Here is a 14,452-nt window from a genome sequence, read left to right as displayed (position 1 = left end):
AAAGCGTATAAAGTCAAAGCGAGAGCACATGTATAAAAATATCCTGATCACCACCGATGGTTCAGAGTTTGCAGAACGCGGTCTTGTTCATGGCTTTGATACAGCCAAGGCCATGGGCAGCAAAGTTACTGTCCTCACCGTAACCGCGCCCTATTCGCTTTCCGGGCTGCCCGGTGGCTTTACCGACAGTCCGACCTTTATCGAGCGTTATGAAGAAGAATGGAATGAGTACGCCGATGCAGCCCTGGCGCGCGCGCGTGAACTGGCAAGCGAAGCGGGTGTTGAAATCCACACATTGCACGTCGTGGCGCAGCACCCGGCCGCATCGATTATCGATACGGCAAAAGAACTGCAAAATGACCTGATCGTCATGGCATCTCACGGTCGGCGTGGACTGAAAGGCATGTTACTCGGCAGCCAGACCTATGAAGTGGTTACGCGCAGCACGATTCCTGTTCTGGTCGTTCGTTAGCCATCAACACCGGCCTGATGCCCAGTGGCGCTTTCAATATCAACGCGGAAGAAAACAGGTTCGAGTTTGCGTTGCGCACCGCCACTGGTGATGGTCTTGGTATAGGCAGGCTCCCACCAGGTCGGCTCATTGGCCAACATATTGACGATTGCTGCCTTTTCGTCTTCCCGGTCAATTTCACGATAATGGCCATTCACAACCACACTGCGCCACTTTGTTTTCGAAACGATGTCGTCAAAGAGCACGCAGACGGCATCGTTCTTGCGCATGGCCTCGGTCTTCTGGCCGTCCGTTGTGAAAGAATAAAGTGACCCGCCGTTAAACCGGAACCCAAGCGGAACAACATAAGGACGGTTATTCAGAACATAACCCAACCGCCCGATCTGCGTATGCTGGATCATATCACGAATGTCATATTCCGACATTTCCTTGATTATCATGGCAACCGTCCTTCGTTCTTTATATCCGTTAAGCTTCGGTCAGACGAACAGGCGTCCTTCGGCAATCTTGACTGCCGTGCCGCCGATGCGCGCACTGGTCAGCATCTGCTTGGAAACATCCAGTTCAAGCCGGATACGTGATGGGCGCCCCATTTCCATACCCTGCTCTATCCACCACTGCGAACTGCCGTCCACCGGCTTATCCTTGGCAAGGATCATACCAGCAAAAACCGCCGCGGCGGAACCGGTTGCCGGGTCCTCGTAAACATTGGAGCCCGTCACAAACATGCGCGCATGATAATTGCTGTCGAACAGAATGGTTTCGCGGCAATAAACATAAATCGGCAAAGGCCGGTCATCGACATGCGGCAGGGTCTCGCTTACATACACCGGATCGATCGATACTTTGGCGGCAGCAATGAGATTATGCACCGGAACAAGAAGATAAGGCGTTCCAGCACTCCAGACAGCGGGCACGTGATTCTCAAAGCCGATTTCATGCGTACCAAGCCCGATGGCTGCGGCCGCTTCTTCTTTCTCGATCTTGATATCAAGTTTTTCCGGCAGGCGCGGCAGATCAAATTCTGCAAAGGCGCTGTTGTCGCCAAGAATAACGCCGCAGCGAACAACGCCGACTTTCTCTTCCAGCGTTACAAGCCGGTCCGACTCATCACCCGTCCTGCGATGACGCGCCAGCGACACAGCCGCGCCCACTGTTGGATGTCCAGCAAAGGGAAGTTCATAATCCGGCGTAAAAATCCGAACAGCAGCCTCGTGCACCGGGTTTTCAGGCGGAAAGATGAAAACCGTCTCGGACAGATTAAACTCGCGCGCAATGGCTTGCATGCGCGCATCCGTCAGCCCCTCACTGTCGTGGACAACAGCCAACGGATTCCCAGCCAGAGCCTTATCGGCGAAAACGTCGAAAATCTCATAATATCGGCCGGAACCGGCAGCTTCGGTCATCTTTACCCTCTCCCTCACAACACTCAGCAAACAGCACCAAAACACAATGCGCTCAATGCGGCGCATTGAATATTTGTCCCTGCGAGCATAGTCAATTTCGCGCCGCTGTCATCTGTAAGAAACAACTCTTAATGTTGATTTTGAAAATGCCAGTCTGCAAAGGCCCGAACATAGGACGGCGTTGCCTGTCCCATCATACCGGCCTTTGTGATGGGAATGATTTCACTCAGCTCCGGTTGCGTCTGTGCAGCAAGGTTGGCTTCGATCTGCTCAAGAATCTCTGCGGTCGAAAGATCAAAATAATAACGGCGGAAAAGCGCAATGCTACCATCAGCTGTCACGAGATGGAATTTCGGCTCTGCTTTCGCCTTGCCAAGATCGATCCCGGTCTCTTCGCGCACTTCGCGGGCCATATTGGCTTCATAATCGGCACGGTCTCCGACAATATCATTGTCATCAATAGAACCGGCTGGAAAATAAACGCGACCCGCAACGGCGTTATGCGCGCCCATACGCGCTGCAATCAGATGGTCTTCAGCCGACACGATCACCCCAACACCAAAGATGTGCCATGGCCTTTGCGATGCCCGGTCATGCCGCCAATACATCAGCGTTGCAAAACTCGTGCGTCTGAAACCGGCCTCCAATACGCCTTCATCAAAATGCGCCTGCGGTGCAAGATAAATCTCACCATCAAAAAGCATCGGATTGGCAGCCACCGCCCGTTGCCAGTTGGCAGCAATCGCTTGTCTGTTTGCCTCGCTATAGGAAAGCGCACCCGGCAAAACCCGGACATCAACGCGGTCCATCACGTAGACCGTGTTTTCTTTCACATTTCGCATCAGCAGCCTCTATTTCAGACGATATTCAACGTGACGGCCACAGGGCAGTGGTCGCTGGCTTTTGGTCGGTCCCATCCCGTGCGCGGATAACGATCAACATCCTGCCCCGGCGGGAAAATGGTCCGCCACGGCTGGCCGCGCCGAATAATCTGCGGAATGGCGCGCTCATTTTTATGCGCCAGCGATGGCGAGGCCAGAATGTAATCAAGCTGGCAAAGATGGCGTTCCTGTGGACCACGCGTGTGATAAAGCGTCCAGCGATCCATGACAGGGCGGCGCTCAACCAGATTGACGGCAAAACCATCACTCAGCAGCACATCCAGCGCGCTTGTCTCTTCCGAAGTCGGCGTAAACTGATAGCCATTCCATTCATCGCCCTCAATGACGATCCGCTCGCGATAATCATTGAAATCCCCGCAAATAAGCCAGCGCTTGTCTGCCGTACGACCGATGCCGAATTTTTCTTCGATAATGTGCCGAATGGCCCGCGTTTCCGCCTGCCGCACCGGCAGAGAAGCAGTCCGCCCGTCAAAACCATTGCGGGCACCGCTCATCGATTTGAGATGAACCACAAACAAAGACAAAGGCTTGCCATCGATGCGCAAATCGAGATTGAGGCAATCACGCTTAAAAATACGATCATGCGGCTCAAGTCCCAGTTCAGCCAGTACGGGCTGATAAAGGTCCAATTCCTTGTAGGTGAGATGCGCATGGCTTGTGACTTGCATCACTTCAATGCGTTGACCATGGCGCGTCGCATCTCGTGCCATAACAGCCACATCAATGCCGCGGCTGTCATTGCCATCAATCAAATATTTGTTGCGATAGCCCTGCCCGACCATCTTGAACAGATAGCCATATTCAAACGCATTCAGCGCAGCGAGATTATCGACCTCTTGCAGGCAAAGCACATCGGCCCGTGTTTCTGCGATAGCAAGAGCAGTCAACTGACGTGTGTCATCCGTATGGGCAACAGCACGCGACTGCTCCAACAAACGATATTGCGCTTCATCGCCAATCTCAAAAAGTTTAAGCGAACGATCCTGATGTAATTCATTGCGAAAGCCGGAAAAATCAAACCGGCGCATCAGATTTTCGACATTAAATGTGGCTATCGTAAACATGCCTGCGCAATCTCGCGGCTTGCGTCATGATTGGCAAGGGCTTCTTTTTAAAATTGCACAGCTGCGCTGGTTTTGATCGCAAATACCACCATATAATGTCTGCAAACCGGGATACCGAAAATGCTTGGAAAGATAAGACGCATCGCACTTTGCTCAGGTCTGTTCGCGGTAAGCCTTGCAGGTAGCGCTGCGGCGGTCGATCTGAACACGCCTTACGTGCCGTCTTTGCGCCCAAGCACGCCCCCTATCGCTGGCGGGTTGCCGCGAACTTATCAACCGCAAGCAGGATCAGGTAAGTGTTATGGTGTGGGCTGCCGTGACAGCGGAAACTACATCTCGCCCGAAGGCATCCCGATCTACAAAAATGGCGACCCGCTTCAGGTCCGCCCATCGGATCGCACAGCTGTTAAAACTCTCGGTCCAAGCAGCAACCATATTTCATGGTGCTCCAACCGTTATCGCAGCTATCGCACTTCGGACGACACCTATCAGCCTTTTGCGGGGCCACGCACAAACTGCAATTCACCGTTTCAATAATGAAAAAGCCGGACGATGTCCGGCTTTTAAATATTTTATGCAGCTTCCGATTTGGAATGCGTGCGGATCAAACGTCCAAGACGCATGATACCTTCGTCAATCATTTCGTCATTGGCGCATGAATAGCTCAAACGCAGGGTATTCGCGCCCGTACCATCGGCAAAGAACGCCTTACCCGGAACAAAGGCCACCTTCTCGCTCTCAATTGAGGCTGCGAGCAATGCAGCACCGTCCATGCCCTTTGGCAACGTGACCCAGATGAACATGCCACCTTCCGGCTTTGTCCATTCCGTGCCTTCCGGCATATACTTGGCAAGCGCTTCCAGCATCTTATCGCGGCGATGCTTGTAAACGCCATGCAGTTTAGCGACCTGTTTGTCAAAACCGCTTGAGGCGACGCGATGAACAACAATCTGGTTGATTGTTGAAGAGTGCAGATCAGCAGCCTGCTTCATCAAAACCAGTTTGCGGATGACTGACTGCGCAGCAACGACGTAACCAACGCGCAGGCCCGGTGCGAGGGTCTTGGAGAAGGAGCCGCAATAGATGGTACGGGTCTTTTCAATGTCGCCATCATGACGTGCGATATCCAGCGACAGGATCGGCGCAATCGCTTCGCCATTGTAACGCAGATACTGATAGGCCGCATCTTCGATGATCGGAATATCAAGTTCATCAGCTTCTGCAAGCAGCTTTTGCCGGCCGGCGAGACCAACCGTTTCTCCGGTCGGGTTGCTGAAGTCTGCGGAAAGATAAGCAAACTTGACCTGCCCGCCAGCGCTTTCCGCAGCCTGCTTATAGGAATCTGGTGTGCGGTTGCCGTTCAGCGAGAGCGTGTCGTAAGTCGGTTCATAGGCATTGAATGCCTGCAAGGCGCCGAGATAGGTCGGAGCTGTCACAAGAGCTGTGTCATTTGGCGAAATGAAAAGCTTACCGAGATAATCGAGCGCCTGCTGCGAACCGGACGTAATGAACACATTGTCCTCGGTGCAGGGAATACCGATCTTGGCAAGCTCACCCACCAACCAGGTGCGCAGCGGCTTATATCCTTCCGACACGGAATATTGCAGAGCTGCATTGGCTTCAGGACCACCAAAAATGTCCTGATAGGCGCTCTGGAATTCGGCATGCGGAAACAGCGCCGGGTCGGGAATGCCGCCAGCAAAGGAAATAATATCCGGACGTTCCAGCAATTTCAGAAGTTCACGGATTTCCGAAGCGCGCATGCGTTTCGAACGCGTTGCAAATACAGTTTCCCAGTCCAGCACCGGAAATCTCCTCAATTCGTTTGAAGGCAAAGCCTCCTCAAACTTCACCATAGAAGGGTAAAGCGATAGCGCAAATTTCAGCCAACGAGAACACCTCTTTCCATGTTCACATGGAATAAAGATATTCCGAATTGTTTTGGCTCAACCACGCACAAAACATAAATTCAAAAGGCGTTTGACGATCTTTTCGTGCGGGATAGCTTGCACTGAAAAACCAAATCATTGCCATGTATTAAAGGGGCGTAAGAAACGCCCCTCTTTTTCTCTGATCGGAAAGCACCTAAAATCTGATGGAGTTCAGACTTATCGCCTGGCGAAAATGGTGCTTTGCGAGAACCGGAGCGGAGCATACATAAAGGACGTACGCACTCGAAACGGAACAAAGCGCCATTGGCAGACGGCCAGAGCCTGAATATCGCAGATTTTTAGTTGCGTGCCTTGTCGACGAGCTTGTTGGCTGCGATCCATGGCATCATGCCGCGGAGCTTTTCGCCAACTTCTTCGATCTGGTGGCTGTCGTTGTTGCGACGGATACCCTTGAAGCGCGCTGCACCCGCACGGTATTCCTGCATCCAATCGGAAGTGAACTTGCCGGTCTGAATATCTTTCAGAACGCGCTTCATTTCTTCCTTGGTTTCAGCGGTGATGATGCGAGGGCCAGTGACATATTCGCCCCACTCAGCAGTGTTGGAGATCGAGTAGTTCATGTTCGCAATGCCGCCTTCGTAGATCAGATCCACGATAAGCTTCATTTCGTGCAGGCACTCGAAGTAAGCCATTTCTGGTGCATAACCAGCTTCAACCAGAACTTCAAAACCGGTGCGGATGAGTTCGACAACACCACCGCAAAGAACAGCCTGCTCACCGAACAGATCGGTTTCGCACTCTTCCTTGAAAGTGGTTTCGATAACGCCCGAACGACCGCCACCAACGCCCGAAGCGTAGGAGAGAGCAAGGTCATGTGCGTTGCCCGAAGCATCCTGATGGATAGCGATAAGGCAAGGAACGCCGCCACCCTTCTGGTATTCGCCGCGAACCGTGTGGCCCGGCCCCTTTGGTGCGATCATGACAACGTCAACGGTCTTCTTTGGCTCGATCAGGCCAAAGTGAACATTGAGGCCGTGAGCGAAAGCAATCGCTGCGCCGTCACGGATGTTGTCCTGAATGTGATCCTTGTAGATGTCAGCCTGCAATTCGTCAGGCGTTGCCATCATCAGAAGGTCGGCCCACTTGGCTGCATCCGCAACATTCATCACTTCAAAGCCATCAGCTTCGGCCTTCTTGGCAGTCGCCGAACCTTCACGAAGAGCGATGCGCACATTGGCAGCGCCGGAATCCTTGAGGTTGAGCGCATGAGCGCGCCCCTGGCTACCGTAACCGACGATAACAACCTTTTTCGACTTGATCAGATTAACGTCTGCATCACGATCGTAATAAACGCGCATTTCATATTCCCTTCATTCAGATTTCCCTGCGGCTTCCTCGTATCCGCAGACGATTATGCCCCGTAAAGAGCGAAAAACTGCTTTGTGGCGCGCCGGGCGTCCCGGATAACCACTTCGTCAGTCAGTTCCAGCCGATCGCCAAGCAGCAACCGGATCTGCATGTCCCGGACGACAAGTCCGAAAAATGCACGAAATGCTTCGTTAATGTCGTCAAAAGCCAGCAGCTTTGCTTCCTGACCAATTTCAAGAATGGGCTTGAGACGCTTTGCCATCGCAACCGGACCATTGGCAAGAACGATATCACCCAAAGCCGACTTGCCTGATGCTGTATGACTGACCGCCAGACGGTTCAACGCAATGGACGTCGGACCAGAGAGCACGAGCAGCCAATCGCGCGCAAAATGCTCAAGGCTGGAAAAGAGCGATTCCGCATCTAGCTTTTCGCGCGCAACAGGGACAACACGAACCTTCGACGCCTGCCAGCGAACCATTGCGGTGAGCAAACCGTCGCGATCGCCAAACCATTTATAGAGGCTTTCTTTGGAGCAATTGGCGGCGCGCGCAATGCTTGCCGTTGTCAAAGCGCGGTCACCGCCCTCAACAAGAAGACGCAACGCCTGCTCCAGAACTTCGTTCTGACGCGGCGAGAAAGACGGCTGCTTCTTAGCCTGCAATTCGTCGCTTTTATCAGTCACGGATCAATCCCTCCACTTTGTACCGTACGGTACGGTTCCGTTTATTAATCCCAGCTTGGATGACCGTCAAGCAGGATTTTTCACAACCAGGAAAGATTTTAGAATTGTCCTCCGGCCCATGTTTTGGGCAACAGGAAAGAAGCGAGCAAAATCAAAAACAAAGGGCGCATTCCAGAATCAAATTCTGAAATGCGCCCCGCAAATTGAAACCCGTAAAGATCAGATATTAACCTGCGTTCCGATCTCGACAACACGCCCCGTTGGTATCTGGAAATATTCTGTTGCATCCGATGCGGTACGCGCCAACAAAATAAACAGCTTATCCTGCCAAAGCGGCATGCCGGAATGCGCTGATGCTTTCAGCCAGCGGCGCGACAAAAAGAAAGACGTTGTCATAATATCGAACTTCCAGCCAAGTTTCCGGCATAAGCCCAACGCACGCGGAATATTGGGTTGCTGCATATAGCCAAAAGTCAGCGTCACCAGCATGAAGCGCTCATTATATTGCGAAACGCGCGCGCGATCCGCACTGGAAACCCATGGCTTTGAGGCCGTAACCACCGTGAGGATCACGTTGTTCTCGTGCAGAACCTTATAATGCTTGAGACTGTGCATCAGCGCTGTCGGCGCACTTTTCGGATCACCGGTCAGAAACACCGCAGTACCCGGCACAATGGTTGGCGGACGCTTGTTCATTTGCTCGACGATCAGATCAAGCGGCACTTCTGCCTTACGCGTCTTCTGGAACAGGTGTCGGGTGCCGCGCACCCATGTCCACATGATGATCACCAGAATGGCGGCAAACAGAATAGAGGCCCAGCCGCCCTCATGTACTTTGATGATGTTCGCGCTAAAAAACAGAAGATCAACGATAAAAAACCCTGCGATAACCGGCAAGGCACGGCTGACACGCCAGTTCCAGATACGTGTCATGACGAAATAAAGAAGACCGGTCGTAACCAACATATTGCCGGTAACAGCAATGCCATATGCAGATGCCAGATTGTTGGATTTCTCAAAGCCAAGCACCAGAATAATAACCGTCAGACCGAGCAGCAGATTGACGCGCGGGATATAAATCTGTCCGTGCAGTTTTTCGGACGTATGCTGGATTTCCAGACGCGGCAGAATATTAAGCTGGACAGCCTGGCGTGCAACAGAAAACGCGCCACTGATAACCGCCTGACTGGCAATCACCGTCGCAGCCGTTGCGAGCAAGACCATCGGCCACAGTGCAAATTTCGGCATCATCTCGAAAAATGGCAGCGCCGCAGCTTCACCGTGCGAAAGCACGAATGCAGCTTGTCCGAAATAATTGAGCAGCAAGCTGGGAAAAACGATCCACAGCCAGGCCCGCACAATCGGCTTTCGTCCAAAGTGCCCGAGATCGGCATAAAGTGCCTCTGCACCTGTCATGGCAAGAAACACGGCGCCAACAGTGATAAAGGCAACACCGGGGCTAACAGCCAAAAAGCGCACCGCATAATAAGGATTAAGGGCGGCCATAACTGTGGGATCATCAAAGATGTGCCAAAGCCCCAATGCACCAAGCGCCAGAAACCACACGGCCATAATCGGCCCGAAAACAATCGCAACCTTGCCTGTTCCGTATTTCTGGATTGAGAAGAGAACAACAAGAATGACGAGGGTAATCGGCACCACGAAGGGCGTCATGTGAGGTGCTACAATCTGAACCCCTTCAACAGCCGAAAGCACCGAAATGGCTGGCGTAATGACCGCATCACCAAAAAAAAGCGCCGCACCGCAAATCCCTGCCCCCAGAATAAGATCAGGCCGCCCTTTCAGGACAGACCGCACCAGTGCCATCAAAGAGAGAATGCCGCCTTCACCGTTATTGTCGGCGCGCAATACAAAGATCACATATTTAACCGTCACAACGAGCAGAAGCGCCCAGAAGATCAGCGAAACGACCCCGAGAATATCGGACCGCGAGAGAATACCATCCGAAGTTGCCGCATGCAGCGCCTCGCGAAAAGCATAGATCGGGCTGGTACCGATATCGCCGTAGACAACGCCCAGCGCTCCAAGCAGCAGCATTTTCATGCTGTCGTGTGAATGATCGTTTTCTTCCGAAACGGTGTTGTTCTCAGGAGAGATGCTAACGGGCAGCGTATTCGTCTCTATCGCATCGCCTGCGGATGAAACGCTCTTATCTGTATTCTCGCTGCTCATATGCAGACACCTTCATAAATATCGAAATGGAATATCAGAGAGTGTAGGGGCGAATAAGCCGTCAACGGCCATGTGCCGCATGTATAAAAATCAAACTTTTCAAAGAAAAATATACTGAGCCAACGCCATAGCACGGAACAAGGACAGTGGAAAACTTCATGTATGCTTCCCTCAAACGATCCTGTGCACGCAGCGCATGATCTGTGGCGCGCGGTTTATATCTTGTCGCGTCCGCGCACAAACGCGAAATTCGCACGGCTTGATTAGCAGCCATGCGTTTTAGGAGCCCCTTTTTATCCCGCAAGCGCAGCAATATAACGGCTGACGGTCACTGGCATACCATACATTAACGCATCTGCAGTCAAGCCGTGGCCAATCGACACTTCACTCAATTGCGGTACACGTTTGACCAGCGCGGGGAGATTTTCAACTGTCAGATCGTGCCCAGCATTGATTGCAAGCCCGAGCGCTGTTGCAGCATCCGCAGCTTTGCCAAGACGATTTATCTCATGCGATGCAGCCTCGGGATCGTCATAGGTCGCCCCATAAGGGCCGGTATAAAGCTCAATCCGGTCAGCGCCGATAGACTTGGCCTTTTCATAGCCAAGCGGATCGGGATCAGCAAAAAGCGATACACGCATACCGTTTTCCTTGAGCCGCTGAACAATAGGCGCCAGAAAATCCGACTTTGTTTCAAAGTCCCAACCATGATCGGATGTCGCCTGCATCGGATCATCAGGAACCAGCGTCACCTGTTGCGGCTGATGCTTTTCCACCAGTTCCAGAAAAGCTTCTGTCGGAAAGCCTTCGATATTGAACTCGGCCAGCGGGTATTCATCATCGATCAAAGCACGAATATCAGCAAGGTCGGAAAAGCGGATATGGCGCTGATCGGGGCGCGGATGCACTGTCAAACCAGCGGCACCGGCTGCAAGCGCTGCACGTCCAAGGCCGATAACACTTGGCCAGGGGAGATCACGCCTATTGCGCAACATGGCGATGGCATTAAGATTGACGGACAGTTTTGCAGGCATAGAGCGTGGCTCCCTCAAATAAGGATATGGCTTTATATCGTCCGTTGAGAAAAAATGTGAGTGTTTAAGACCGCATCTCACAAACAATTTCCAACAGCAGCCCGAATGGAAACTTTCATACGCTTTTTCGCAACTTTTGCCCCACCAGCAACGTTTTACCGAACAACAAAGCATTCAGAAACTGGAGGTCACCAATGCGCAATGAAGATATTCCGGTCATTCGACGCATTCCCACCAATCGCGAGGACGTCTTCGCTTTTGCAATCGAAGGGCATCTGGATGATGCAGCGCTGGAAAACCTCTATGGCCTGCTTGATGCGGCCTATGAAGGTCATGAAGAAATCGACCTGCTTATCCGGCTGACTGGCTATGAAGGCGTTGACTGGGGAGCTGCTTTTTCCGAAAGCATGCTCTCCATGCGCGCAAAATCGTTGCGACATCTGCGTCGTTACGCGATTGTCGGCGGTCCTTTGTGGATACAGGCCAGCGTCACACTGATGCAGCCATTTCTCTCGATAGAAATGCGCACATTTGAATCGGATGATGAGCCGAAGGCGTGGGAATGGCTGGACGCCAAGCCACAAGAACAATGATCACTTGAGCAATCACTTTACAATCGTCAACTGCTCCGCAGCACGCGTGATGGCCGTATAAAGCCAGCGCTCGCGCGTGTCGCGGAATGCATAGCTTTCATCAAACAGCACGACATTATCCCACTGCGAACCCTGCGCCTTATGCACAGTCAGCGCATAGCCATAATCAAAATCATCAAAGCGTTTTTTGGTCTGCCACGGAATTTCAGCATCCGGGTCTTCAAACTGTGCCTTGAGCAATTTGATTTTGGCAACGCCACGATCTTCATCTTCCGGCGACACCAGAAGATTGATTCCGGGTTTCACGGTTTCCTTGGATGAGGTCATCACTTTCCAAAGAGATCCGTTCAGCAGCCCCTTGGCCGGATCATTGCGTAAACAAACCAGCTTATCGCCAGCCTGCGGATAATCTGCGCTGAAACCTTTCAGCTCACGCAGCCGCTGATTATAGCGCTTACGTGTGCGGTTTGTGCCGACAAGCACCTGATCAGCCGCCAGAACCAGATCCTGATTGACTTGCGACTTGGAGATGACCTTCGCCCGGCCCTCATCGCAATAGCTCAACTCCCTGCCCTCACGCACATCAAGCGCCATGCGGATAATGGGGTTATCACGTGCCTGCCGATGAATTTCAGTGAGCAGATAATCCGGCTCATGTTCGGTGAAGAACCCACCGCCGGAGATTGGCGGTAACTGGCCCGGATCGCCCAACACCAAAATCGGCGTACAAAATGTCATGAGATCGCGGCCGAGCTGCTCATCGACCATAGAACATTCATCCACAACGATCAGCGCCGCTTTGGCCACAGGGCTTTGACGATTAAGCGAAAAAGTCGGCGAAATAGACGTCTTGCCCGTCGTCTCGTCTTCAATCGCTTCTTCACCACGCGGGCGATAGATCAGCGAATGCAGCGTGCGGGCATTGTTCGCGCCCTTCGAGCGCAATACCTGCGCTGCCTTGCCGGTGAAGGCAGCAAACTGCACTTCGCCATCGACATGCTCGGCAAAATAACGCGCCAGCGTCGTTTTACCTGTACCGGCATAGCCAAACAGCCGAAAAATGGGCGAACGCCCTTCTTTCAGCCATTGTCCAACGGCCTTCAAGGCCTGATCCTGCTCTGGAGAAAACTGCATATGCTGTTCAGACAGGATTCGCCGCCCAAACACAAGATCAAACCGTGATCAAACCTTTTGGCTTACCAATGCCGCAAACTTATCAAGATCAACATTTCCGCCGCTCACAATCACGCCAACCCGCTTGCCCTTCAGGCTTGATGCGATCTGTCTTGCACCGGCAAACGCCAGACAGCCGGTCGGCTCAACCACCATTTTCATACGGCTTGCGAAAAACTTCATGCCCTGCACAAGTTCATCGTCGCTGACACTCAAAATATCGCGAACAGTCTTACGGATAATAGCAAAGGTGAGCTCACCCAAAGCTTGTGACTGCGCACCATCCGCCAAGGTCTGCGGAACGTCAATATGGACGATCTTGCCTGAGCGGAACGACTGCTGACCGTCATTGCCTGCTTCTGGCTCCACACCATAAACATCGCAGGAAGGGGAAAGTGCTTTGGCAGCCAAGGCTGAACCCGCCAGCAGTCCACCGCCGCCAAGGCAGACAAACAATGCATCCAGCGGGCCAACCTCTTCAATCAGTTCCTTTGCTGCCGTGCCCTGCCCTGCAATAATATCGGGATGATTAAACGGCGGAATAAGCGTCAGCCCACCCTCCTCGGCCAGCGTCTTCGAAAGAGCGTCGCGATCCTCAGTATAACGATTATAGGTAACGACTTTTGCGCCATAACCCCGCGTTGCGTCGAGCTTGGCCGCTGGCGCATCTTCGGGCATGATAATCGTCGCACCAATATTTAATAATTTCGCGGCCAGCGCGATCGCCTGCGCATGATTGCCGGAAGAAAAGGCAAGCACGCCGCGCTTCTTCTGCTCATCTGAAAACCGCGACAAAGCATTAAACGCCCCACGAAACTTGAACGCGCCAATACGCTGAAAGTTTTCGCATTTGAAAAAGAACTCAGCCCCCGTTTCTCGATCAAGGATTGATGACGTGAAAACCGGTGTGTGATGCGCATGGCCTTCAATCTGTCTGGCAGCGGAGATCACATCGTCATAAGTGGGAAGTATGGACATCATTCACCTCTTCAACACGCTATTTCAGCATTGGCCAAAGGCTCAAAACCAACAACAACGCCATGATTAAATTGAACCATTTCAATCGAACAGGATCGGAGAGCCAGTTGCGCAACAGCGTACCGAACCCCGCCCAGACGGAGACACTCGGCAGGTTAACCATCGCAAAAGAAGCACTCACCAGAAGAACGGCAACATAATAATTGTCGTGGTTTGCATAGGTCGCAATACCGGTGATTGCCATCACCCAGGCTTTGGGATTGACCCACTGGAAAGCCAGTGCCTGCAAAAACGACATGGGTTTTGTCTTGTCGCGTCTTTTAGACTCACCGATGGAACGCGATGTGGCAATTTTCCACGCAAGATAGAGCATGTAAGCGCCACCCGCGAACTTCAGCGCCATATAGAACGACGGCACGGTTTCAATCAGCGCACCAAGGCCAAAACCCACGGCCAGCAACAGGATAAAAAACCCCACGCCAATGCCCAGCATATGCGGAATCGTGCGCCGGAAACCGAAATTCACACCGGATGCAAGCAGCATCAGATTGTTGGGACCGGGCGTGACCGACGAAACAAATGCAAAGACAACAAGCGCCAGAAATATTTCAAGAGACATAGTGATTTGACCTGAATTGTAGCTACAAATTAGCTCAATAAAAAACCGGCACAATCGAAACATTGTGCCGGTT

15 protein-coding genes are annotated in these 14,452 nt (G+C 52.4%); 3 read left to right on the top strand and 12 right to left on the bottom strand.

Annotated features, from left to right (window positions below; translation table 11 throughout):
- Positions 1-28: 28 nt before the first annotated feature.
- Positions 29-472: a universal stress protein gene (locus VBH83_RS13705; protein WP_265985368.1), complete on the top strand. Its 444-nt coding sequence runs from the start codon at positions 29-31 to the stop codon at positions 470-472.
- On the opposite strand, the gene VBH83_RS13700 is transcribed toward VBH83_RS13705, so the two are convergent.
- From VBH83_RS13700 to VBH83_RS13685, 4 genes are all read right to left on the bottom strand, one after another.
- On the bottom strand, positions 469-912 hold the full coding sequence (locus tag VBH83_RS13700; protein WP_265985369.1) for a pyridoxamine 5'-phosphate oxidase family protein: 444 nt from the start codon (positions 910-912) through the stop codon (positions 469-471). The two genes, VBH83_RS13705 and VBH83_RS13700, sit on opposite strands and share 4 nt — an antisense overlap.
- Positions 913-951: 39 nt before the next feature.
- Positions 952-1,878 (bottom strand): PhzF family phenazine biosynthesis protein, encoded by a 927-nt coding sequence (locus tag VBH83_RS13695; protein WP_396998220.1) that lies wholly within the window; start codon positions 1,876-1,878, stop codon positions 952-954.
- A gap of 128 nt (positions 1,879-2,006) precedes the next feature.
- Positions 2,007-2,720, bottom strand: a complete 714-nt coding sequence (locus tag VBH83_RS13690) for an NUDIX hydrolase (protein ID WP_265985371.1) — start codon at positions 2,718-2,720, stop codon at positions 2,007-2,009.
- A gap of 14 nt (positions 2,721-2,734) precedes the next feature.
- The gene (locus tag VBH83_RS13685) at positions 2,735-3,844 is read right to left on the bottom strand and encodes an endonuclease/exonuclease/phosphatase family protein (protein WP_265985372.1); all 1,110 of its coding nucleotides are present in this window, start codon (positions 3,842-3,844) and stop codon (positions 2,735-2,737) included.
- A gap of 120 nt (positions 3,845-3,964) precedes the next feature.
- On the opposite strand from VBH83_RS13685, the gene VBH83_RS13680 reads away from it, so the two are divergent.
- On the top strand, positions 3,965-4,381 hold the full coding sequence (locus VBH83_RS13680) for a BA14K family protein (protein WP_265985374.1): 417 nt from the start codon (positions 3,965-3,967) through the stop codon (positions 4,379-4,381).
- A gap of 35 nt (positions 4,382-4,416) precedes the next feature.
- Here the strand turns inward: VBH83_RS13680 and VBH83_RS13675 are convergent, their stop codons facing one another.
- The 5 genes from VBH83_RS13675 to VBH83_RS13655 all read right to left on the bottom strand — a co-directional run bounded on the left by VBH83_RS13675 (position 4,417) and on the right by VBH83_RS13655 (position 11,016).
- Entirely contained in the window at positions 4,417-5,649 is a 1,233-nt protein-coding gene (locus tag VBH83_RS13675; protein WP_265985375.1) for a PLP-dependent aminotransferase family protein, read from the bottom strand.
- 425 nt (positions 5,650-6,074) lie between these two features.
- Positions 6,075-7,094 (bottom strand): ketol-acid reductoisomerase, encoded by a 1,020-nt coding sequence (ilvC, locus tag VBH83_RS13670; RefSeq protein WP_265985376.1) that lies wholly within the window; start codon positions 7,092-7,094, stop codon positions 6,075-6,077.
- Between the two features lie 53 nt (positions 7,095-7,147).
- Entirely contained in the window at positions 7,148-7,789 is a 642-nt protein-coding gene (locus VBH83_RS13665; protein WP_265985377.1) for a TetR/AcrR family transcriptional regulator, read from the bottom strand.
- Between the two features lie 219 nt (positions 7,790-8,008).
- Positions 8,009-9,853: a potassium transporter Kup gene (locus tag VBH83_RS13660; protein WP_265985483.1), complete on the bottom strand. Its 1,845-nt coding sequence runs from the start codon at positions 9,851-9,853 to the stop codon at positions 8,009-8,011.
- A 422-nt stretch (positions 9,854-10,275) separates the two neighbouring features.
- On the bottom strand, positions 10,276-11,016 hold the full coding sequence (locus VBH83_RS13655) for a pyridoxine 5'-phosphate synthase (protein WP_396998216.1): 741 nt from the start codon (positions 11,014-11,016) through the stop codon (positions 10,276-10,278).
- Between the two features lie 194 nt (positions 11,017-11,210).
- Here VBH83_RS13655 and VBH83_RS13650 point away from each other — a divergent pair, with 194 nt between their 5' ends.
- Positions 11,211-11,609 carry an STAS/SEC14 domain-containing protein gene (locus VBH83_RS13650; protein WP_265985379.1) on the top strand — a complete coding sequence of 133 codons (399 nt, stop codon included), beginning with the start codon at positions 11,211-11,213 and terminating at the stop codon, positions 11,607-11,609.
- A 12-nt stretch (positions 11,610-11,621) separates the two neighbouring features.
- Here VBH83_RS13650 and VBH83_RS13645 read toward each other — a convergent pair whose 3' ends face one another.
- Genes VBH83_RS13645 through VBH83_RS13635 form a run of 3 tightly spaced genes read right to left on the bottom strand, consistent with a single transcriptional unit; the run spans position 11,622 to position 14,379 of the window.
- Positions 11,622-12,743 carry an ATP-dependent RecD-like DNA helicase gene (locus VBH83_RS13645; protein ID WP_396998214.1) on the bottom strand — a complete coding sequence of 374 codons (1,122 nt, stop codon included), beginning with the start codon at positions 12,741-12,743 and terminating at the stop codon, positions 11,622-11,624.
- A 48-nt stretch (positions 12,744-12,791) separates the two neighbouring features.
- A complete protein-coding gene (locus VBH83_RS13640) occupies positions 12,792-13,760 on the bottom strand; it encodes a threo-3-hydroxy-L-aspartate ammonia-lyase (protein ID WP_265985382.1) in 969 nt (322 codons plus the stop codon).
- Between the two features lie 19 nt (positions 13,761-13,779).
- The gene (locus VBH83_RS13635) at positions 13,780-14,379 is read right to left on the bottom strand and encodes a LysE family translocator (protein WP_396998212.1); all 600 of its coding nucleotides are present in this window, start codon (positions 14,377-14,379) and stop codon (positions 13,780-13,782) included.
- Positions 14,380-14,452: the final 73 nt, after the last annotated feature.

Source organism: Ochrobactrum sp. S1502_03, from assembly GCF_044435015.1.
GTDB lineage: Bacteria > Pseudomonadota > Alphaproteobacteria > Rhizobiales > Rhizobiaceae > Brucella > Brucella chromiisoli.
Note: the sequence above shows the minus strand (reverse complement) of the source record. Positions and strands in the feature narration are given on the sequence as shown.

Excerpts from the sequence above, each read along its gene's own strand:
- VBH83_RS13660 (WP_265985483.1), bottom strand. The coding sequence starts at position 9,853 with ATGAAAATGCTGCTGCTTGGAGCGCTGGGCGTTGTCTACGGCGATATC.
- VBH83_RS13655 (WP_396998216.1), bottom strand. The coding sequence starts at position 11,016 with ATGCCTGCAAAACTGTCCGTCAATCTTAATGCCATCGCCATGTTGCGC.
- VBH83_RS13640 (WP_265985382.1), bottom strand. The coding sequence starts at position 13,760 with ATGTCCATACTTCCCACTTATGACGATGTGATCTCCGCTGCCAGACAG.
- VBH83_RS13685 (WP_265985372.1), bottom strand. The coding sequence starts at position 3,844 with ATGTTTACGATAGCCACATTTAATGTCGAAAATCTGATGCGCCGGTTT.
- VBH83_RS13645 (WP_396998214.1), bottom strand. The coding sequence starts at position 12,743 with ATGCAGTTTTCTCCAGAGCAGGATCAGGCCTTGAAGGCCGTTGGACAA.
- VBH83_RS13700 (WP_265985369.1), bottom strand. The coding sequence starts at position 912 with ATGATAATCAAGGAAATGTCGGAATATGACATTCGTGATATGATCCAG.
- VBH83_RS13690 (WP_265985371.1), bottom strand. The coding sequence starts at position 2,720 with ATGCGAAATGTGAAAGAAAACACGGTCTACGTGATGGACCGCGTTGAT.
- VBH83_RS13680 (WP_265985374.1), top strand. The coding sequence starts at position 3,965 with ATGCTTGGAAAGATAAGACGCATCGCACTTTGCTCAGGTCTGTTCGCG.
- ilvC (WP_265985376.1), bottom strand. The coding sequence starts at position 7,094 with ATGCGCGTTTATTACGATCGTGATGCAGACGTTAATCTGATCAAGTCG.
- VBH83_RS13650 (WP_265985379.1), top strand. The coding sequence starts at position 11,211 with ATGCGCAATGAAGATATTCCGGTCATTCGACGCATTCCCACCAATCGC.
- VBH83_RS13695 (WP_396998220.1), bottom strand. The coding sequence starts at position 1,878 with ATGACCGAAGCTGCCGGTTCCGGCCGATATTATGAGATTTTCGACGTT.
- VBH83_RS13635 (WP_396998212.1), bottom strand. The coding sequence starts at position 14,379 with ATGTCTCTTGAAATATTTCTGGCGCTTGTTGTCTTTGCATTTGTTTCG.
- VBH83_RS13705 (WP_265985368.1), top strand. The coding sequence starts at position 29 with ATGTATAAAAATATCCTGATCACCACCGATGGTTCAGAGTTTGCAGAA.